The sequence below is a fragment of the Oleiphilus sp. HI0043 genome (assembly GCF_001634935.1).
In genome coordinates, this window is sequence record NZ_LWEY01001422.1 from 18,989 (window position 1) to 39,191 (window position 20,203).

Here is a 20,203-nt window from a genome sequence, read left to right on the forward strand (position 1 = left end):
ACTCACAGATAGGAGAAAATCAAAATGGCACTTAATGAAGTTATCTGTACGAAGTACGATCTTGTAGAAAATTCAGGCGTATGCGCGCTAGTAAACGATGAGCAAGTTGCGATCTTCTACATACCGAGCAGCGAAGAAAAGATTTTCGCAATATCTAACTGGGACCCATGCGGTAAGGCAAATGTTCTTTCTCGCGGGATTGTTGGAGATTTAACCGGCAAGTACGTGGTTGCTTCTCCCCTATACAAACAGCACTTTGACCTTAAGACAGGCGAATGCCTTGAGGAAGAAGACAAATCTGTAACTGTTTACCCAGTTAAACTCGAAGGCGATTCGGTCTTGCTAGCCTAGGCAGCAAGCAAAAAAGTTCTATCAAGCGGGGTGTGTTGGCTGGACTCACGAGGTCGTAAAACAGTCTTCCCACCCCATACATTCTTTCCCTTGTATGTCGCAAGGTTTAGCCCCGAAAGGGGCTTCTTTTTTAACCCCCATCATAAACTTGCTGAAATCAGTGCAATCGTTCAATATGCGCTTTTAACCAAAGCCAACACTTACAAATAGCAGCTGTTTCAGACCTTAGATGCGCACACCTATATTCAATTACCCAATAATCTGGCTCAAAGCTTTTCTGGCAAGCCTGGTTATTTTCTCCTGCTCTACAAAGGTGTGGAGCGAAAGCGCCAATATCGCGGTTGCCTCTAACTTTATCTCCACCGCCAAAGTTTTAATTAAAAACTTTGAGAGTGAAAGCAAGCACAAGATCCATGCCTCCTATGGATCGTCGGGTAAGTTGGTCGCACAAATTACTCACGGCGCTCCTTTCGAGCTATTCTTGTCGGCCGATCAAAAGTCACCACACTTCCTCAGCGCTAAGCACCTTACCCTACCAGAGTCACAGTTCACTTATGCGATCGGACGGCTGGCACTATGCGCTAACACCCCTATTTCTGACGCCAGTTTGTCAAATATACTAAAAGCGCCGCAGATTAAGAAAATAGCATTAGCTAATGCTAAGCTTGCCCCTTATGGACGCGCTGCCCAACAAGTATTAGAACAACTTGAAATAGACCAAACTGATCGTAACAAATGGATTCGCGGCGAGAATATTGCGCAAACTTTCCAGTTTCTGGTCAGTGGTAACGTTAACCTAGCCTTTATTGCAAAAGCTCAAGCAAACTCTTCAGACAATATTCAGCCAGAAGCATGTATTTCTATTCCCTCTGAGCTATATGATCCGATAAAGCAGGATGCTATTCTACTAAGTCGAGCAAACAAGTCCCCTGCTGCCATTGCTTTCTATAACTATCTTAAACAAGGCAAAGCTAGGGAGATAATACAAGGCTTTTCGTATAACGTGCCCGACACCACTCTAGACAATCAGCACAATTAAGCAGCGATATGTTTTTTTCTGAAGCAGATTATTCAGCCATATTAGTCACATTAAAACTTGCTACAGTTGTTACGATCAGCTTATTAGTCATGTGCACGCCACTTGCGTGGTGGCTTGCCCGCACAAAATCTTGGCTAAAAGTACCTGTATCTGCCCTGGTCTCTCTACCCTTAATTTTACCCCCCACGGTACTAGGCTTTTACCTTTTGATCGCAATGGGACCAAGCGGGTATATTGGTGAAATGACCCAGAGTCTGGGCATTGGCACGCTCCCCTTTACATTTTGGGGGCTTGTACTTGGCTCAATTATCTATTCGCTGCCCTTTGTTGTGCAACCAATACAGAATGCTATGGAAATGCTAGGTGATGATGCCATCGAAGCTGCCGCCACCCTTAGAGCCTCTCCAATTGATCGTTTTTTTACGGTAACCCTTCCCTTGTGTAAGCCAGGTTTTTTAACGGCCGCAGTTCTTGGTTTCGCGCATACTGTTGGCGAGTTTGGGCTTGTTTTGATGATTGGCGGAAACATTCAGGATGAGACGCGCGTTATTTCTGTTCAGATTTATGACCATGTAGAAGCGCTGGAATACTCCCAGGCCCACGGCTTAGCCGGCATTATGGTTATATTTTCCTTTATCGTGCTGCTTTGCTTATACAGTTTTAACAGAAGGCAAAATCTTTTTGGTGGACTGAAAAATGGAGTATAAGCCTACAATCGCGATCAACCTCCACTCCACACGCAGCCCGCGCAATGGCAAGCCCTTCGAGCTACAAATCAACACCACGCTTCCAGGGGACGGAATTAATGTAATCTTTGGGCATTCCGGCTCAGGGAAAACAAGCCTATTACGCTGCATCGCAGGCTTAGAGCACGCAAGCGGATCTCTAGTCATAAACGGAGCTGAATGGCAAAGCTCGACCTCTTTTTTGCCAACCCACAAGCGTCCAATTGGTTATGTATTCCAGGACGCCAAGTTATTCCCTCATTTAAGCGCAATAGGCAATCTAGAATATGCTATTAAGCGCGCCAGCAAAAGCAGCGCAAAGCGTATCAGTATCGAGCATGTTCTTTCAATTCTCGGAATCGAAGCTCTTCTAAACAAGAAGCCCGATGAATTATCAGGAGGAGAACGCCAGCGAGTTGCGATTGCCAGAGCTTTACTTGTTCAGCCTGAACTCTTATTAATGGATGAGCCATTAGCTTCTTTAGATAAAGCCAGAAAACTCGAAATCCTTCCCTACGTTCAAAAGATTCGATCAGAATTTCGTATACCAATTTTATACGTCACTCACTCGGTAAACGAAGTCGCTAAACTTGCTGACCACTTAGTAATACTTGAAAACGGAAAGCTTAGCACTCAAGGTAAGGTTTCAGATGTGCTTTCTAATCTAGAGACAGCCGACTATTTAGGAAATGAAACAGGTATTATCATCCAAGGGCGAGTTAACGAGCTAGATGAACAATGGAACCTCGCAGCCGTAGACTTTGAAGGCGAACGCATATGGATTCACAATAAGGGGCTAGGGCATGGCGCAGAACTTAGAGTGCGTATATTAGCAAAGGATGTCAGCATCACTTTAAGTCAATCGAAAAACAGTAGCATTCTTAATCTATTACCGGCAGTAATCGACGAAATAGATGAAAAAGATTCTTCTATGGCTTTAGTAAGTTTAAATATTGGTTGCAGCAAGTTAATTGCCCGAGTAACTCGAAAATCCGTTCACCAACTAAATTTAATTGCCGGACTAAAGGTATGGGCCCAAATCAAGTCCGTTGCAATAGTTGAATAGTCTCAGAAGCTTCATTTTACAGACCAACAAAAAGCATCAATTCGAAAACACCGGCGCGTATCTTAGTGTTTAGTAGAATCTAAATTTGGGGAAATTTTAGGGAAGTATTTGTGCTTGAGGGTTATGAAGTTGGCTCCCCGAGCTGGGCTCGAACCAGCGACAAACGGATTAACAGTCCGCTACTCTACCAACTGAGTTATCGGGGAACTTCATCAACGGCGCGAATATTATCGCCTTAACTGATGGTCGTCAACACTTTATTGTAAAGAAAATGCAGTATTTCTTAAAAGCGTGATTTTTGTATAAATAATCAACAAAATCTGGGGCTTACAGCAACTTTCTTACATTAGGGAGATTTTTAAAATCACTATCTCCGCTTACTAGGACGTCGAGCTTGCTTAACGCCTTTCTTAACCGCTTTAGTGTGTGCCCTGCTTTCTTTAGCGATTTCCTGACTAGTTTTCTGCCTATGCTTGATAGGAGGCAAGTTAACCAAATCTCGCAATTCGTTAATATCCTTAACCTTAAGCTCTTCCCAGGCGCCAACCTTTAAACGACTTGGCATAAATATACAGCCGTAGCGTACACGCTTAAGCCTGCTTACCTGAACTTCCTGAGACTCCCATAAGCGACGAACCTCTCGATTACGACCTTCCATGACAACAACGTGAAACCACTTATTGCGGCCCTCGCCACCGTATTCTTGAACGTCGGTAAACTTGGCAAGTCCGTCATCGAGTAACACACCTTGCTTAAGTCTTTCGAGCATCGCGCCATCGACTTCACCATGGATCCGAACTGCGTACTCGCGATCAACACCGTAAGATGGATGCATTAAGCGATTAGCTAATTCGCCATCGGTTGTCAAAATCAACAAACCGCTAGTATTAATATCCAGACGACCTACCGATATCCAGCGCTGCCCCTCAAGCTTCGGCAGGTTATCAAAGACGGTTGGTCGCCCTTCAGGGTCAGAATGTGTACAGACAACCCCTTCAGGCTTGGAATAAACAATAACCTTATATTCTTGTTCAGACCTTCTAGGCATTTTTACAAAACGATCATCTACATAAACTTTATCACTTGGTACAACCCGCAAGCCCAATGAAGCAACTTCACCATTTACCTTCACTCGGCCCTGACTAATCCAGCGTTCTAGCTCACGGCGAGAAGCAAGGCCGGCTTGCGCAAGAACCTTCTGTAGGCGCTCACCAACAGGAGCCGTGGCACTACTTTCAGCTTGTAAGCTTTCGTCAAGATCGCTTTCGCTGACAGGAGTATGTTGTAGATCAGTATCTGGCTTCTTGGTCATTAAAATGCTCATTAGGTGAAATTTATATGCTGCAACCATTGTAGGTCAGCAGAGGGTATTCGCCAATAAAAAACCAGGGCTGAGGAACTATTGCGTAGTCACTAAGCCCGGAACTTATTGCTTAGGAATTTTGCGTCAGGCTAACTTTTAAAATCTCTGCCTGAAGATCAGCATATTCATGAACTGCTGGAAATTGAGGAAACTCATCGATCACATTCTGAGGTGACTTAAACAGGATGCCTGCTTCAGCCTGCTTCAGCATAGTTGTGTCATTATAAGAGTCGCCTGCTGCAATTACACGATAGTTCAATAATTGGAAGGCTCTAACAGACTGACGCTTAGGGTCTTTCTGGCGAAGAACATAGTCAGTAATCTTTCCATCTTCAGCCACTTCAAGCTTATGACAGAATAGTGTTGGAAAGCCTAGCTTTGCCATTAGCGGCATTGCAAACTCATAAAACGTATCAGAAAGAATAATTACCTGAAAGCGAGTAGACAACCAGTCAATAAACTCTTTAGCACCTGGAAGCGGATCGAGTTCAGCGATAACAGCTTGAATCTCATTAAGACCATAACCGTTTTCTTCAAGGATACGAAGGCGCTGAGTCATCAATACGTCATAATCTGGTATATCACGAGTGGTCGCCTTAAGCTCTTCTATTCCGGTCTTTTCAGCAAATGCTATCCATATTTCAGGGATCAATACCCCTTCTAAATCAAGACAAACTAATTCCACGACGCACTCCGTCTTTATAATAAAGGTTAATATCTTTCGATAGTGAAAATTCGAAGCGCTATTCTAACTAAAAGCTAGCGCCTTGCATAATGTAAAATCTTCGTTAGAATCGAGCTCATATTGCTAATACCACATTAGTATTAAAACAAAGCATATACAGAGACCAAATAATGTCGATTGACTTTAACGACCCCGCCACAATTACCGATGAAGCCGTTCAGCAGCTAAATGATGAGCTTTCAAGTAAATCACCTCGCGAAATTCTAAAATTTGCGGTGAACACCTTCGATAACATTGCAATTTCTTTCAGCGGCGCAGAAGATGTTGCCTTGATTGAGCTTTCTCATCGACTAACTGACGACCTTCAGGTTTTCTCGCTAGATACAGGCCGATTACATCCAGAAACTTACCGCTTTATTGAAAAGGTTCGCCAACACTATAACATCGACATTGAATTAATGACCCCCAATGCTGAGCGACTAGAGGCTTTTGTTAAGCAAAAAGGGCTATTCAGTTTTTTTGAAGACGGGCATAAAGAATGCTGTGGCATTCGTAAAGTAGAGCCTTTGAAAAGAAAGCTTGGTACCTTGAATGCGTGGGTTTCCGGCCAACGTAAAGATCAAAGCCCAAGCACTCGCTCTGAAGTTGCTGTTATTGAGATTGATCATGGCAACTCAAGCGACGAGCGTAAGTTAATCAAATTCAACCCGCTTGCGAATTGGAGCTCTAAAGAAGTTTGGGACTACATTAGGCTTTCTGAAGTGCCTTACAACGAACTGCACGAAAAAGGCTTTACCAGTATTGGTTGTGAGCCCTGCACTAAAGCAGTATTGCCTACCCAGCATGAGCGTGAAGGTCGCTGGTGGTGGGAGGAAGCGACTCAAAAAGAATGCGGCTTGCACATTACCGAAAGTAAATAAGCCGTCGTCGATACAACAAGGCCGCTAATTCGCGGCCTTGTTTAACTAAAAGGAGCCTTGCTCTCTATAACGATTGCGCATACTTCTGCAAGCCTTTAGAGATCCCCTGCTCCAGGCCTTTCGAAATAATACTGGTAGTCAGTGGAATCTTAGACTCAAGCTCTATCGTGTAGTCTAGCGTTGTAGCGCCGCCTTCCTCACTAAATCTAAGCTCTCCTACATGGTTCTTAATGGGGCTTCCTTTAGTGATTTTGTATTGAATAAACTCATCTGGTTTAAACTCAGTAATCGTTTCTTCAAAGCCCGGTAAAATCCCGATCTTGATCTCTCTAACCGAACCCAAGCCGTTAGCACCATCAGCACCATCAACAACTCTAGACATATTGATACCACAAATCTTACCGAAAGTATTATGATCACTAAGTGTGGCAAATACCTCACTGACTGGCGCATTGAAAATTTGCTTCATTTTTATTGTATTAACAGACATGCATCACTTACCTTTTGGCGATTTAATAATGGATAGCGGCACGACAAAACAGCCGTGACCCCCAGTCATTATATATAAATATTCCGGGCTTTAAAGCGAAAAGCTACTACTTAAGAAATTAAGCGCTAAAGACAGTATAGGCGTGAAATCTTGTAGCTAAGCCGCTTTGGTTTTACTAGAATTAGCAAGCGGCATCATGAAATGACGACGCCCTCCAATATAACCGTAAATATGAGACCCCTATGTTTGACTACCAAGCCCCGAAAGACCTACTACAATCCAAAGTCATCTTAGTTACCGGAGCGGGTGATGGAATCGGCAAGACCGCAGCACTTAGCTTTGCCAAGCATGGAGCAACTGTAATTTTATTGGGGCGAACCGTTTCAAAGCTAGAAAAAGTATATGACGAGATTGAATCCAAAGGCTACCCAAAGCCGGCAATAATTCCAATGAACTTGGAAGGCGCTGTCGAGAAAGACTATATCGACGTTGCTAACTCGATCGAAGCAGAATTCACTCATATCGATGGCATCTTACACAACGCGGCGCAGCTTGGGTCTCTTACTAGTATTGAGCAATACGAAGTACCTGTTTGGAACAAAATGATGCAGGTAAACGTTAACGCTCCTTTTATGCTGACAAAGACGCTGCTACCACTACTTAGAAACTCCGAAGATGCTTCTATTATTTTCACCTCTTCTAGTGTTGGCAGAAAGGGGCGCGCATTTTGGGGTGCATACTCTGTCAGCAAATTTGCAAACGAAGGTTTAATGCAAGTACTTGCTGATGAGCTAAATGGGACAGATAAAACTATTAAAGTGAATAGCATTAACCCTGGCGCCACGCGCACCAATATGCGAGCCGATGCATACCCTGCAGAAAACCCGCATAATAACCCTAGCCCTGAACAGATCATGCCTGTTTACCTCTATCTAATGGGTAAAGACAGCGAAAAAGTAACGGGCCAAGCCTTTGATGCTCAATCCAACGCAAGACCGAACGAATAACATAAAAGGCCTATAATTCTTGGTAATCTATTGGCCACCTCGCCTTTAGAACCGAATGCTAAGCTAAAGTAACAGCAACAATATAAGTAAGAGATAATGATGAAGTTCTTTCTTTCCAGCTTGTTACTACTAAGCAGCCTATCCTGCATTAGCTTTAGCACACATTCCTTTGAATTGGTTCCTCATAGCGCCACCTATAGCGCTAATATAAAAAAAGGAATCAAAATCAAAGGCAAGGCTGCTAGACATCTGAAGAAAATGGATGAAAACCGCTGGCACTATAGTTTTAATGTCCGCTCTTTTGTAGCCGATATAAACGAAAGCACCCAGTTTACTTTCGAAGATGGCCGCCTTTTACCACAAGGCTACAACTATAGACTTAGCCCCATGTTTGGCCGAGATAGAAAAGCTAAGGTCCATTTCGACTGGCAGGCAGATATGGTTAATGGTCGTAGCAAAGGCGCAGACTGGGAAATTACGGGTATACCCAGTAACACCTACGACCGCCTTAGCTATCAGTTGCAACTTCTACGAGAGCTAGACAGTCCCTCTCCTCGTCTGGATTTCCAAATAGCACATAAGAAAAAACTTAGACCCAGCACGTTCGTAAAAACCGGTGAAGAATTAATTACTACAAAGCTTGGTGAGGCCAAAGCGCTGGTCGTAAAAAAGGTTCGCGCAGATGACAGCAAACGCCAGACCTACCTATGGGTTTCAGAGAAATACCCTATGCTTCTTCTCAAGATGACACAGATCGAGAAAGATGGAGAAGAGTATGAAATACATCTAGAGACAGCTAACGTTAACGGCACAGAAGTTACATTTAAATAGCCAAGGGCGAAGCGTATGAACTACGAGACAGCAAAACAGTACTTACTATCAAAACCTGAAGCCAGAGAAGACTACCCTTTTGGCCCAGATGTTATGGTTCCGAAAATTAAGGCTAAGATGTTTGCTACGCTTGGCGTTAATGACAACATTGCCCAAATGAACCTAAAGTGCGACCCAGATCAAGCAAACGAGCTACGCGACCTTTTTGAAGCCGTAAAGCCCGGTTACCACATGAACAAACTCCACTGGAATACCGTAATTCTTGACGGAAGCATCCCTGTCGGTGAAATTGAACGAATGATCGACCACTCCTACAAACTTGTCGTAAAAAAGCTGAGAAAAGCCGAACGCCAAGCCTTGGAACTGAGTTATGGAAAAGAAGCTTTGTACAAAGATTAGCGAAGACAGGCTAGTCTGTATTCTTACCAGCCAGCAAATTAATCATCATCCTGCATAGGAATTATATACTTCCCCGACTCGAGACCCGATATTCGCTCATTAATCATGGTTTGCTCGGCGCCTGATAAGGCAAGCGACTCATTATTGGGATAAAATCTGTACTCTTCTTTATCTCCGTCAAATTTTATTTTACCCAGAATTTGACCGCTATTACTTATGCAATCAAGCTCTTGCTGAATTGGCCAGAACAGCACCATTTACCACTCCCTCTTAAAACAATTCTATCTCCGAATAATAATCGCAGATAATACTTGCGCAAACAAAAGATTTAAGTAGTTAAGCAATTTGAACGCTTGCAAGCTTAGCAATTGGCGTTAACGTAAAATAGCAACAATCGCTGGATGATCTGAGTAGCTGCCGGTGGACACCGCGTAATCATCAAGACAGGTCAACCCACGATACAAAATATGGTCAACTAGAGACTTCTTGCGGTGCTTGGGTTTTGAGTGAGATTCTATACTGTCTTGCATTCTGCAACTACTGGCTGATAATAAGGAGCCTTTAGCTCGTAACAACTTCAACACTGTAGAGTTCGCTGTATCGTTAAAATCCCCTAAAGCAATAACCTTCGCGACTTTAGTCGAGGAAAAATCGTTTGCTTCGCGTTCAACGGCTTTCGACAGCGCCAATGCCTGGCTTTCACGCTTTAAGCGCTTGCTCTTGCTATCATTTCGCTTCGATAGAAAATGAGAGCTTATAACTGCGACTTGCTCCCCGGAAGCATTATCTAAGTAGAAGCGTGCACCGACAACCTTACTCAGACACTTTTTCTTTTTGACACCATTGGTTTTTCCGCAAGGGAAGCCGTAGTTTGTTAAACTACCTTTGACTGGTTCCAAACGGCTGATTAAGGCAACATCTTGGCCCGTTGCCGTATCCCTTCCCTGTGTAAAATACGCTTTCCAGTCTTTGCCAAAACGGTTTGCCAAATCGATCGCAACGTACTTATTTTCAATTTCTGACACCGCTAGAATATCTATCCTATGCTCTCTAACAAGCTTCGCATAGAATGCCAGCTCAGTTAGGTAATCCTTCTTTGACATGTCTCGTATCGTCACTTTACTACCGTCAGCTTTACCGTCATAAGGGGTCCATAGCCATTCGGTATTTAAAGTCATTACGCGAAGCTCTGCGTTTAAGCCTGTACAACACAATATACAGACCCCCATAATCATAGATCGAATTACCATTAGGGTTTCACTCTTTTCTGCGAGCCTCCATCATAGCAAGAACCTATAGACCGTTACGACAAGGTTACGGAACATTTGTAGCGGATATTGTTTGATCGCGCGGTTCGTCATGCAAATTAGACGACTGATACTTATTTACATAAGCAGGAGACTTATAGAATATCTTGAGGTCCCTATATTGAATAACATCTTTAAACATCTGGATAAATTCATCCAGGTTCAAGCGAATTGGATTCAGGGTTGTCGGTTGTCGCTCAGTTAGTCCGTAAACAACCTTACCCGCATCACGCTCATCTACGAAGGTTCCAAACAAGCGATCCCAGATTATTAACACGCCACCAAAGTTTGTATCGATCTGCTCCGGTTTGCAGCCATGATGAACCCTGTGGTGCGAAGGTGTATTGAAAACCTTTTCAAATACTCCCAACCTTCCAATAAGCTCGGTATGAAGGAAGAATTGATAAGACAGGCTTAATTCAATCGCAATTAAAGCAAGATCTTTGTCGAAGCCAATGATTGCTAGTGGCAACCACCAGATCATCCAGCCAAAATTAACATCCATTAAAAAGTTTTGGCGCAAAGCGGTAGAAAAATTCATAATTTTAGACGAATGGTGCGTTACATGTATTGACCATAACCAACGTATTTTATGCATACCGTAGTGGTAGATATAAAAGAAAAAATCGCATGCGATAAATAGGAATAGGTAACTCAACAAACCATCTTCAATTTTATACTGAAACCCGTATTGAGCAACAAACTCATAAAATGCCTGAATAAACAGGGCAATAGCAATCCCATCGAATATTTTATAAATCCCACCGGTTGCAATATTCGTTAGCGTTTCCTTTAAATGGTAGGCATCTTTTCTTCCCTTCCTATGCCAGTACCAAGCCTCAAGACAAATAATTGATATAAACACGCTGCCAAAAAGCATAATAAAGCCCAAGGCATGTAGTAAGTCGCTCATGAATTGCTCCTTCAAACTAATCAGTAATTAAAGCTAGTTTATTCCACAAGCAGCATCTATTATTGTCATAGCAATAATATTTTTTGACAATCTGCGCCACCATTACAATCAGCTTATGAATTCTTTAAATGATTTTTTTATCTCTCGGGATGTTGTCGGATACCTACAGACCTTTATTAAGCAAAGCGGTCTTAGTCTTCCGTTGTATGAACAGAAGCTTGACTATTTATCCGCTAAGCAACATATGTCTTTTGCACAATGGTGGCGTTTATTAGAAGAATTAGAAGCGCTAACGCCATACGACGCGTTGGGCCTTGAAATAGGAAGGTATATAAAGGTTGAGCATGTAGGCGTACTCGGCTACCTGTTTCGCACGGCCAGAAACGTGGGTGAAGCGTTAGCTTGCTTCAAACGATTTCAGGGCTTGATCTACGCAGGAAGTCTTGCACACACGGAACTAAATCCTGACAATTCATTTTGCCTGGTGTGGAACCCGGATTACGGTTATTCAAGCCAATGTTCCGACGAATTATTACTTAGTGCAATGGTGACGATAGTTAATGAGATTATTTTCCCGAAAAAATTAAATCTTTCAGCCATTCACTTTACGCAAGCTTTAAGTGATGACCGAGCTAAATCGTGTAAAAATTATTTTTGTTGTCCTGTTTACAGTCAGCAAGAAAAGTTGTCTATCGCCTTCTCGGTAAGTGATCTAGATATTCCAATTCCGCACTCTGATATCACACTTCACGGCATACTAGGCAAACAAGCAGAAGACTTACTAATAAGCCTACCAGATTGCGACACCTTTATAGCCGAACTTACCGATACGATTATTCGCTGCTTACATGAGGGTGATGCTGATACGAATACCGTCGCTTCGCGAATCAACATGTCTGAGCGTACGCTTCATCGTCGCTTAAAATCAAAAGGTAAAGTTTTTAGAGATATTCTTCAGGAAATAAGAAAATCGATGGTAATAAATTACCTAAAAGATCCGAAACTGACGCTTTCCGAAATTGCCTTGCTGCTAGGTTATAGCGAACAAAGTAGTTTTACCCGCGCATTTTCTACGTGGTACAAGTGTTCACCGCTTCAGTATCAAAAGCGCTACCTGTCTTAGACAGAATATGCCCTTTTAATCTCATCAGCGATGATACGAAGCCCTTTATCGACCAGAACATCATCTTGTGAATAGGTTATTCGTAAGCATTCGGATTTATGCTTCCAATTGTCATCACTTAAGCCCGGAAAAAAGTGATGCCCGGATACAATTAATACACCTTTGTCTTTCAACTTCTCATACAACTCCTGGTTACTTAAGGGGCAATCTTTCAACCATAACCAAATAAACATTGCACCTTCTACTTTATGGATTAAGAAAGGCAGACCCTGAAGTAACTCACATAAAAGGTCGCGCGCTCTTTCAGCTTTAGACAAATAGTAAGGTCTTATTACCTCATTACTTAAGGTGAGTATTCTTTTACTGTCGACTAAATCTTTCGCCATTATGCTGCCGAAGCTACCCGTCGCCAAATTCATAATCGCATTAACTTCCGATAAAGCGCTTATTACCGGCGCATCCGCAATAACGATTCCTGTACGTGCAGCAGGTAAACCGAATTTAGAGAGACTTAGGCACAGGACAATATTTTGGTTCCAGGTTGGTTCTGCATCAGTAAATATAAGGTTTGGAAAAGGCGTGCCGTAAGCACCATCAACAATCAATGGTACTTTATGTTCACGTGCCAACTGGTCTAACTTACTCATCTCTGAGTTTGTAATCACATTTCCCGTCGGATTTGTGGGGCGAGATACGCAGATCGCTCCCGTGCTTTCAGTAATTTGGAACTTCTCGAAGTCGATATGGTATTTAAATGTCTCTGCGTTAATTTCCTCAGTTTTTGGTCTGTTTGATATAAAAAAATCTTCAACCAAACCCGCATCGGAATAGCCAATATATTCGGGAGCAAGTGGTAGCAGAACCTGTTTACTACTACCATCTGAATACTTCCCTGCAAACAAATTGAAGAGCATAAAGAATGCTGCTTGACTGCCGTTTGTTAAAGCAATATTTTGCGGGCCTATATCCCAGCCATATTCAGCTTTAAGTAATGAAGCGAGTGACTTAATGAAGTCCAAATTGCCTTGTGGTGGATCGTAAACACCGATCAGCTGCTGGAAATCGGATGTAGACTCAACAATTTCCAGCAATCTATTTTTAAAATAATCCTGCACTTCCGGAATATGCGCAGGATTGCCTCCCCCCATCATGATTAAACCTGAGTCGCCAGCCAAGGCATTTCCAAGATCTTCCATTAAGCTTGTAATGCCGGCCTTTGAGGTAAACTTATCGCCGAAACTTGAGAACTTCATAAATATAAACACCTAATAACGTGAACAATGGTTTCGCTGCGATGGAATGAACCTATGGTAACTACAACTTTAATGACTAGACTGGTATAGGTATACACCAAATATTAATACGGAGCACAAGCATGCGATTCATATCACTTTTTTTGTTTTCATTCTTAGTAAGTAGTCTTTGCCTGGCCCATGATCAAACGCATTCTGACTTACCCTTTATCGAAGTCAGCACGACAGCAAGCGCAAAGTCCTTGCCCGATCAAGCCATAATTAATATTACTTTCTCTGCAACAAAGTTTGAAGCAGAAAAAGCGAGAAGAGCCGTCGACAAGCTGGTCCGCCCTTTCCTGTCAAAACTAGAAGAATACGATATTCAAGAGAACTCCCTCGACACAAGCAATACACAATTACACCCACAATACGAATACCGAAATAACCAGCGAGATTTCAAAGGTAATCAAATTACGCGCAAAATTGAGTTTAAACTAAATGATCTTGCGCAACTCCAGGCTCTTATCCAAGACATCACCCGCACAGAAGCATCTCATCTAGGGAGTATAAGATTCACACTTAAGAACAAACAGAAGCTAAAACGCAAAGCCTTAAACAAAGCAATTAATAAAGCAAAAAATAAAGCAGCTACCATTGCCCAAGGCTTCGAAGTAAGCTTGGGGAAAATTTTAAATGTAAAGCATGTTAGCAACGAAGCAAGACCAGCCCCACAAATGCGCGCCATGGCAATGAGTGCTGAAATGAGCGACAGCCAAAGTAATACCTACCAGCAAAAAGAAATTGAATACAATGCGACCATTAGCGCAGTATTTTCAATCGATTAAGCACTAGTCATACGACACCAAATAGCATATAACACCGGCAATTCAACCTGAATCGCCGGTGCCTCATTCAGCCCGCAACTTCAACAGACTCACTATTTTTATGCTTATCAAGCTTACGCTCTGAAGCGCTCCAGTAATAAAGAACTAACCCTGAAAGGATACACGCGGTACCGATTAGCATTACTTCGCTAATGTGTTCACCATTAAAAAAGGCACCCAAAGCCAAAGCAAAAACAGGTGTCATCAGAGTCACCATTGCAACAGCCGTTGCACCCAGCTCTTTAATAATAAAAAAGTAACATGCAAAGCCCAATAGTGAGCCGGCTATCGCTAGATACAAAACAGACCATGGCGAACGTGTTCCCCAATCAAGGTACGGAAGCTGACCATCCATCACAAACCATGCTGCAATAAATAGCGGCACCGATAGTAATAAAGTGCCTACCGTAATGCTTAATGGGTGTGCCTTAAACTTCTGCTTTTCAACTAACACGCCACCAAGACTATATAAGCTGACAGCTAACAAAAGCAATAATAAGCCAAACCAGCCTTTGTCCATCACCACCCAGTCATCTTTAAAGATCAGCAAAAGCCCAGAAAAAGATATACCAAAAGCAAACCAGCGTGCGCGAGTAAACTTAGCAGAGCCAATCAACACATGTGATAACAAGTTAGATATCACTGGAGATAGTGCATAAATCACCGAAATAATGCCCGAAGGTACGTATGCCGCCGCTATGTAAGTGCACAGCATGGCCAGAAAAACGCCAAGCAAAGAAGCGGCATAAACTTTAATAGCTCGCGCTGTCCACGAGAGTTTAATCTTAAAAAGGCGTAAGATCGCATAGCCGATAGCGGCCGCTAACAACATTCGCAGCGTAATTGCACTAATGGGCGTTATCGTTTCACTGCTCCACTGAATAGCTAAGGGAGTAGTCGACCAGATTATTATAATGGTGGCATACGCCACGGGCACAGACATGCTATATCCTCTTTTAATAGTTAGTTTAATTAAAGAAAATACAGCGATATAAGGTGGGTGAAACGATAAGTCACTGCATTTTCTTGCTGTGACTTGAAAGGCTTATAAAACAGACTACTTCTTCAGAAACACAGCGAGCATTGCCATACGGGCGCGCACACACCATCGCATGCTGGCAACCTTGCCTAAACCACGAATAGCGATTAAGGCATAGGCACAAAGCATGAGATCTTTCATTGCAGGTGCTGTGTTTTGATTAATAGTAGTCATAAGCCAATACTGGAGGGCTTTTAGCTTATTGTCAACGCTTAGAGTTCGAGTCGTTATAAATAGTTTCCCAGCGAGGTGTAGACTCAGCAACATAAGAACCAGTAAACTCGGTCTGTAAGCCTCCACGAGTGTTATACCACCTGATGGCAGTAAAATGAGGTTGCGGACCTATGTCCATCCAATGCTTAACTTTTTTTGGAATAATCAATAAATCTCCAGCCCCACATTGAAGTATATGTATCTTTTCCTGAACATGGATATATACGAGTACTGCCCCCTCAATAAAGAAGCGCGCTTCATCTTCGTTGTGCGTATGCTCAGAAATGTACTGACTACGCAATACCACGCCATGAACATCGTCTTCATGAATACGAGCGATATCTGCATATAAATAATTATGCTCACGCTTTACATTCTCAACCAGCTCTTCGTAAAGCTTAAGCAGCTGGTCTCCAGTTGGGCTCGTATTGGGCAGCATTGTGAGAATGTCGTGCTGAGCAAAATAAATTCCATCTTCGGCTAGCTCTGCTACTTGAATAGCATGATCGTCCGAAACTTTTAGCGGTGCTCGCAAATTAAATTGATTATAAAGAGCTAATTGGCTCACCTATGAATCCCTGATACCAATAATAAATTAAGACTGGAAATTAACTGAGCTAAGTCTGGCAAATATTGACTCACTTTAAAATGAGATTAAGCACAGCAAATTAAGAAATAACATTATTTAACTTTTGATTTGTAAGCCCAGGTAACAGCAGTTTCATTTGATTACATATATGCTACTCATCCTGAACAAAGGCGCCGTGAGTCAATCATTTTTGCGGAAACTTTGTTCCTTTCCTGAATTAATTGCGCAGCGATAGATACAGCGATCTCAGCAGGTAGCTTACTGCCAATCGGAAATCCAATTGGCGCATTTAGCCTTGCTAATTCTTCAGAAGCGAAACCGAGGGTGCGCAGCCGCTGCAAACGCTTGCTGGTAGTATTTTGAGACCCCATTGCGCCGACCAGAAAGCATCGGCTATGCAAACCCGCCATCACCGCAAGATCATCAACTCTTGGGTCGTGAGCCAAAGCCAGCACAGCAGAATAGGAATCAGAAAATCGCTCTTTTATCAGATCATCTGGTAAGCAAAGATGCAGCGGAGTATCCCAGCTTTTAGCATCGTGCCTATCAACCACGTTACTACGCGCATCGCAGAGCTCAACATGGAAATCGATCGCCTTTAAAATATTCAAGAGATTCCTTGCAACCTCACCCACACCTACGATTAGTACTTGATAGATCGGGCCGAGCACATGAGTGAAGCGAGCATTATCGAGACTAACCTTATCGATGTCATGCGCTTCCTTATGATTCATGACTCTAATATCTGCTTGACCAGTATCTAAACAAACTTCACGCTTAAGCCATTTCCTGGAATCAAGCGTAGATATAATTTTTGAGATGTATGAAAGGTGAGTGTTGTCCAAGGCCTCTATGAGCAGAGACATTGTACCGCCACAAGGCAGCATATAACGCTGCGCATCATCAGGGTGATCACCAAAGACTTTGATAAAGGGGTATTGGGTATTTCCAAGGCTTAGGTGTTCAACTAGAGCGTCTTCAATACAACCACCTGACAAAGAACCTACTTGCATACCTAAACTTGAGTTATAGGCAAACAGACTACCGGGCGGACGAGGGGAAGCTCCCCATGTTGTAACAACCGTTACCAAAAAGACCTTTTCGTCACGAGCTAGCCACTCTTTAATCGAATTCAATACATGCTTGTTTTGTTCATACATATTAACTTAGCTTAAAAGGCATAGAGTTAAATCGCTTACCCGTAGCTTTATACAAAGCAGAAGCGATTGCTGGTGCAATCGGTGGCAAGCCAGGCTCGCCCACACCGCTTGGCGAGTCGTCTGACGGGACAATATAAGTTTTAATATCTGGAGATTCATTCATCCTCATCAAAGGATAGTCATGAAAATTACTTTGCATAACCTCACCTTCAGCAAAAGTAATCTCTCCATAGAGTGCGGCAGTCGCACCAAATATAATTCCGCTTTCCATCTGCATTGTAACGATATCAGGGTTTACAACCATGCCGCAATCTACGGCACAATGCACCGTCAGAAGCTTAACTTGTCCATATTCAACTTTAAGTTCAACTAGTTGCGCAACATAAGAGCCGAAAGACTTATGCACAGCGATACCTTGGTGGACATCTTTAGGCAGCGTACGCCCCCACCCACCTTTTTCTGCAACCAGGTTCAACACTTTAAGTAGTCGCGGTGAATTACCTAAATACTGTTTGCGGAACTGATATGCATCTAGTCCAGCTGACTGAGCTAACTGATCAATTGCACTCTCCACAACGAAAGCGTTAAATGAGTGGCCAACTGAACGCCAGTAGCTTATCGGTACGCCAGCATCGGCCTTGATATGCTTAACACTGATATTTGGTATCGTATAAGGAAAGTCGGCAGCACCTTCATAAGGCGAAGTATCAGCTGGAGTGATTGGCGTTCCCTCGGTCATTAGCCCGGCATGCCCCAGCATTGGGTACATAAACTCAGGCGCCCAAGGAAACATAGCTGGTGAAGCGTCCCATACATACCAATCCATAATCTTGGGCACGACAATTTGATGCTCCCAGGCGACAGGTAGGCCTTTAGTGTCGAGCGCAGCCCGAACCTTGTGCAAACTTGCTGGTCGAAATAAATCGTGCTTGATATCTTCTTCTCTGGACCAAACCAGTTTAATTGTCAGTCCGGTTTTTTCCGCAACCTCAGCAGCCTCGGCAATATAATCTTGACTTAAGCGTCTACCGAAGCCACCCCCTAGAAACTGGTTATGAATAGTTACATTGTCCAGATCGATATTGGTCGCTTTTGCGACTGCAACTTGTGCTACGTCAGGGGCTTGAGTTCCAGCCCATACTTCCGCCTTCCCCTTGCTAACCCTTGCAACGGCATTCATTGGCTCCATGGTGGCGTGAGCAAGAAAAGGCGCTGTAAACTCAAACTCTTCTATATGGCCATCAGCCTCGAGAAGCTCCGCTGTATCGCCGTCTTGACGAATAGATTTGCCGGAATCATTTGCAAGCTTATCCAGATATAGGTTGCTGATTGCATCACTAGTTTCAACACTCTCTTCACTAAATGCCCACTGCGCCTCTAGTACTTTTGATGCTTTCCTTGCTTGCCAATAGGAGTTTGCGACGACAGCTATACCACGGGAAACCTCAAGAACCGAGACAACACCTTTCTGCTGAAGAGCGACTTCGATATTCGCAGACTTAAGTTTGCCCCCATATTTCGGAGCCCGCTCTACAACGCAGTATTTAAGATCCTGCAATTCAACATCGATTCCATAAGCGCTTTCCCCTTTTACCTTTGCAGCTGCATCAAGTCGAGCGTCGAATTTCCCTATGTACTTGAATTGAGCCGGTTCTTTTACCTTTATTTCCTGCGGTAAATCTTGCTGAGAAGCTAGTTTAGCCAAAGCACCAAAACTCACTTTTTTGCCGGTAGACTTAACGCTGACATAAGCATTACGGCACTCTAAGTTATCTTGTGGTAACGCAAATGCTTCTGACGCTGCTTGTAGCAATAAAGTCCGTACAGCAGCCCCTGCCTCGCGAATCTGGCTCCAACTGCTTGAAAGACTGTTACTACCCCCGGTTAGCTGCAAGCCATAATCCGGGTTGCGATAAGCTGCGTTTGCCCCGGCAAAAACAACCTGAATAGTATCTGGTGAGGTATCTAGCTCTTCAGCCAGCAGCGTTGTAATACCCGTGTAAGTGCCCTGACCCATCTCTACTCTATCTAAAGTGAAGATCACAGAGTTATCTGGCCGTATCTCGAGCCAGGCATTAGCCAACCAGCTACCAGTATTTGATAGTTCATTGTTTCTTAGCGTACTGCAGCCTGGCAATGTTATCGCCACGCTAAGGCCGCCAGCAGCGCCTAAACCAACTTTAAGAAAATCCCTACGATTTATCGCTGTATCAGGTAAAAGCTCTTTAGATTTGTTCATGAGATTAGAATGCATTATGAGCGCTTCATACCTTTGCTTTGTAGGATAGATCGGCAGCAATTTGCTGTGATGCAACAGTGTCTTTAATGGCAGCCTTGATTCGGGAATAAGTACCGCAGCGACAAAGGTTACCGGACATCGCATTGTCAATATCTTCATCACTAGGGTTTGCATTAGCTTTCAAGAGCGAGGCTGCGGACATAAGCTGTCCAGGCTGACAATAACCACATTGCGGTACGTTATGTTTAATCCAGCTTTCTTGTAGCGGGTGCAACTGACCATCTTTACTGGCCAATCCTTCAATGGTAGAGATATTTTGGCCTTCCACTGACGAAACAGGGGTAATGCAAGAGCGAATGGCGACACCATTAAGATGAACAGTACACGCTCCACACAAACCCGCACCACAACCAAACTTGGTGCCCTTTAGACCAACCTCATCACGAATCACCCAAAGGAGTGGCGTATCTGGCTCGACGTCGATTGATATGGGCGCGCCATTAATCTTGAGTTTCATTCTGCCTCCTAGCTAGAAAGCTTTGTCTGGCCAAAGCTATAGATAGTTTTTATAGAAATAGTTGAACTTAGTAATGCTAATTATTTTTTATACTTCTTAGGGCAAGAA

The 20,203-nt window shown here is 43.2% G+C and carries 23 protein-coding genes and 1 tRNA gene; 10 read left to right on the forward strand and 14 right to left on the reverse strand.

The genetic code is table 11. From position 1 onward, the window contains the following. Nucleotides 1–24: 24 nt before the first annotated feature. From nirD to modC, 4 genes are all read left to right on the forward strand, one after another. Nucleotides 25–351 carry a nitrite reductase small subunit NirD gene (nirD, locus tag A3729_RS19790; RefSeq protein WP_068510303.1) on the forward strand — a complete coding sequence of 109 codons (327 nt, stop codon included), beginning with the start codon at nucleotides 25–27 and terminating at the stop codon, nucleotides 349–351. Between the two features lie 229 nt (nucleotides 352–580). Beyond that, nucleotides 581–1,390 (forward strand): molybdate ABC transporter substrate-binding protein, encoded by an 810-nt coding sequence (modA, locus tag A3729_RS19795; protein WP_068510305.1) that lies wholly within the window; start codon nucleotides 581–583, stop codon nucleotides 1,388–1,390. An 8-nt stretch (nucleotides 1,391–1,398) separates the two neighbouring features. Then, nucleotides 1,399–2,097: a molybdate ABC transporter permease subunit gene (modB, locus tag A3729_RS19800; protein ID WP_068510307.1), complete on the forward strand. Its 699-nt coding sequence runs from the start codon at nucleotides 1,399–1,401 to the stop codon at nucleotides 2,095–2,097. Further along, on the forward strand, nucleotides 2,087–3,181 hold the full coding sequence (gene modC, locus A3729_RS19805; protein WP_068510309.1) for a molybdenum ABC transporter ATP-binding protein: 1,095 nt from the start codon (nucleotides 2,087–2,089) through the stop codon (nucleotides 3,179–3,181). Before modB ends, modC begins: the two co-directional genes overlap by 11 nt. A gap of 130 nt (nucleotides 3,182–3,311) precedes the next feature. Here the strand turns inward: modC and A3729_RS19810 are convergent. From A3729_RS19810 to thrH, 3 genes are all read right to left on the reverse strand, one after another. Next, nucleotides 3,312–3,387, reverse strand: a tRNA-Asn gene (locus A3729_RS19810). 161 nt (nucleotides 3,388–3,548) lie between these two features. Then, a complete protein-coding gene (rluB, locus tag A3729_RS19815; RefSeq protein WP_082880495.1) occupies nucleotides 3,549–4,493 on the reverse strand; it encodes a 23S rRNA pseudouridine(2605) synthase RluB in 945 nt (314 codons plus the stop codon). Nucleotides 4,494–4,614: 121 nt separating this feature from the next. Continuing rightward, complete coding sequence (gene thrH, locus A3729_RS19820) at nucleotides 4,615–5,229, reverse strand: bifunctional phosphoserine phosphatase/homoserine phosphotransferase ThrH (protein WP_068510311.1); 615 nt, start codon at nucleotides 5,227–5,229, stop codon at nucleotides 4,615–4,617. Nucleotides 5,230–5,399: 170 nt separating this feature from the next. Here thrH and A3729_RS19825 point away from each other — a divergent pair, with 170 nt between their 5' ends. Continuing rightward, nucleotides 5,400–6,149 (forward strand): phosphoadenylyl-sulfate reductase, encoded by a 750-nt coding sequence (locus tag A3729_RS19825; RefSeq protein WP_082880493.1) that lies wholly within the window; start codon nucleotides 5,400–5,402, stop codon nucleotides 6,147–6,149. Between the two features lie 64 nt (nucleotides 6,150–6,213). Here A3729_RS19825 and A3729_RS19830 read toward each other — a convergent pair whose 3' ends face one another. Then, on the reverse strand, nucleotides 6,214–6,639 hold the full coding sequence (locus A3729_RS19830) for an SRPBCC family protein (protein ID WP_068510313.1): 426 nt from the start codon (nucleotides 6,637–6,639) through the stop codon (nucleotides 6,214–6,216). Nucleotides 6,640–6,881: 242 nt separating this feature from the next. Between A3729_RS19830 and A3729_RS19835 the strand changes: the two genes are divergently transcribed. The 3 genes from A3729_RS19835 to A3729_RS19845 all read left to right on the forward strand — a co-directional run bounded on the left by A3729_RS19835 (nucleotide 6,882) and on the right by A3729_RS19845 (nucleotide 8,876). Beyond that, on the forward strand, nucleotides 6,882–7,646 hold the full coding sequence (locus A3729_RS19835; protein WP_068510315.1) for a YciK family oxidoreductase: 765 nt from the start codon (nucleotides 6,882–6,884) through the stop codon (nucleotides 7,644–7,646). Nucleotides 7,647–7,742: 96 nt separating this feature from the next. Further along, a complete protein-coding gene (locus A3729_RS19840) occupies nucleotides 7,743–8,477 on the forward strand; it encodes a DUF3108 domain-containing protein (protein ID WP_068634336.1) in 735 nt (244 codons plus the stop codon). A gap of 15 nt (nucleotides 8,478–8,492) precedes the next feature. Then, entirely contained in the window at nucleotides 8,493–8,876 is a 384-nt protein-coding gene (locus A3729_RS19845; RefSeq protein ID WP_068508006.1) for an MmcQ/YjbR family DNA-binding protein, read from the forward strand. Nucleotides 8,877–8,914: 38 nt separating this feature from the next. Here the strand turns inward: A3729_RS19845 and A3729_RS19850 are convergent, their stop codons facing one another. The 3 genes from A3729_RS19850 to A3729_RS19860 form a co-directional block, all read right to left on the reverse strand. Further along, nucleotides 8,915–9,133 carry a hypothetical protein gene (locus A3729_RS19850; protein WP_068508004.1) on the reverse strand — a complete coding sequence of 73 codons (219 nt, stop codon included), beginning with the start codon at nucleotides 9,131–9,133 and terminating at the stop codon, nucleotides 8,915–8,917. A gap of 117 nt (nucleotides 9,134–9,250) precedes the next feature. Beyond that, nucleotides 9,251–10,126, reverse strand: a complete 876-nt coding sequence (locus A3729_RS19855; protein WP_068553365.1) for an endonuclease/exonuclease/phosphatase family protein — start codon at nucleotides 10,124–10,126, stop codon at nucleotides 9,251–9,253. A gap of 64 nt (nucleotides 10,127–10,190) precedes the next feature. Then, on the reverse strand, nucleotides 10,191–11,096 hold the full coding sequence (locus A3729_RS19860; RefSeq protein WP_068510320.1) for a sterol desaturase family protein: 906 nt from the start codon (nucleotides 11,094–11,096) through the stop codon (nucleotides 10,191–10,193). 115 nt (nucleotides 11,097–11,211) lie between these two features. Between A3729_RS19860 and A3729_RS19865 the strand changes: the two genes are divergently transcribed. After that, nucleotides 11,212–12,219, forward strand: coding sequence for an AraC family transcriptional regulator (locus A3729_RS19865; protein ID WP_068510326.1), 1,008 nt, complete (start codon nucleotides 11,212–11,214; stop codon nucleotides 12,217–12,219). On the opposite strand, the gene A3729_RS19870 is transcribed toward A3729_RS19865, so the two are convergent. Then, complete coding sequence (locus A3729_RS19870) at nucleotides 12,216–13,472, reverse strand: valine--pyruvate transaminase (protein WP_068567122.1); 1,257 nt, start codon at nucleotides 13,470–13,472, stop codon at nucleotides 12,216–12,218. The two genes, A3729_RS19865 and A3729_RS19870, sit on opposite strands and share 4 nt — an antisense overlap. Nucleotides 13,473–13,594: 122 nt before the next feature. Here A3729_RS19870 and A3729_RS19875 point away from each other — a divergent pair, with 122 nt between their 5' ends. Further along, nucleotides 13,595–14,299, forward strand: a complete 705-nt coding sequence (locus tag A3729_RS19875; RefSeq protein ID WP_068507485.1) for an SIMPL domain-containing protein — start codon at nucleotides 13,595–13,597, stop codon at nucleotides 14,297–14,299. A gap of 67 nt (nucleotides 14,300–14,366) precedes the next feature. Here the strand turns inward: A3729_RS19875 and A3729_RS19880 are convergent, their stop codons facing one another. The 6 genes from A3729_RS19880 to A3729_RS19900 all read right to left on the reverse strand — a co-directional run bounded on the left by A3729_RS19880 (nucleotide 14,367) and on the right by A3729_RS19900 (nucleotide 20,095). Beyond that, the gene (locus A3729_RS19880; protein ID WP_068507487.1) at nucleotides 14,367–15,281 is read right to left on the reverse strand and encodes a DMT family transporter; all 915 of its coding nucleotides are present in this window, start codon (nucleotides 15,279–15,281) and stop codon (nucleotides 14,367–14,369) included. Between the two features lie 114 nt (nucleotides 15,282–15,395). After that, nucleotides 15,396–15,551, reverse strand: a complete 156-nt coding sequence (locus tag A3729_RS31780) for a hypothetical protein (protein ID WP_156490323.1) — start codon at nucleotides 15,549–15,551, stop codon at nucleotides 15,396–15,398. 31 nt (nucleotides 15,552–15,582) lie between these two features. Beyond that, on the reverse strand, nucleotides 15,583–16,158 hold the full coding sequence (locus A3729_RS19885) for a hypothetical protein (RefSeq protein WP_068507490.1): 576 nt from the start codon (nucleotides 16,156–16,158) through the stop codon (nucleotides 15,583–15,585). A 176-nt stretch (nucleotides 16,159–16,334) separates the two neighbouring features. Further along, nucleotides 16,335–17,339, reverse strand: a complete 1,005-nt coding sequence (locus A3729_RS19890; protein WP_068507492.1) for an XdhC family protein — start codon at nucleotides 17,337–17,339, stop codon at nucleotides 16,335–16,337. 1 nt (nucleotide 17,340) lies between these two features. Beyond that, a complete protein-coding gene (locus tag A3729_RS19895; protein WP_082865120.1) occupies nucleotides 17,341–19,593 on the reverse strand; it encodes a molybdopterin cofactor-binding domain-containing protein in 2,253 nt (750 codons plus the stop codon). Between the two features lie 10 nt (nucleotides 19,594–19,603). After that, a complete protein-coding gene (locus A3729_RS19900; protein ID WP_068507497.1) occupies nucleotides 19,604–20,095 on the reverse strand; it encodes a (2Fe-2S)-binding protein in 492 nt (163 codons plus the stop codon). Nucleotides 20,096–20,203: the final 108 nt, after the last annotated feature.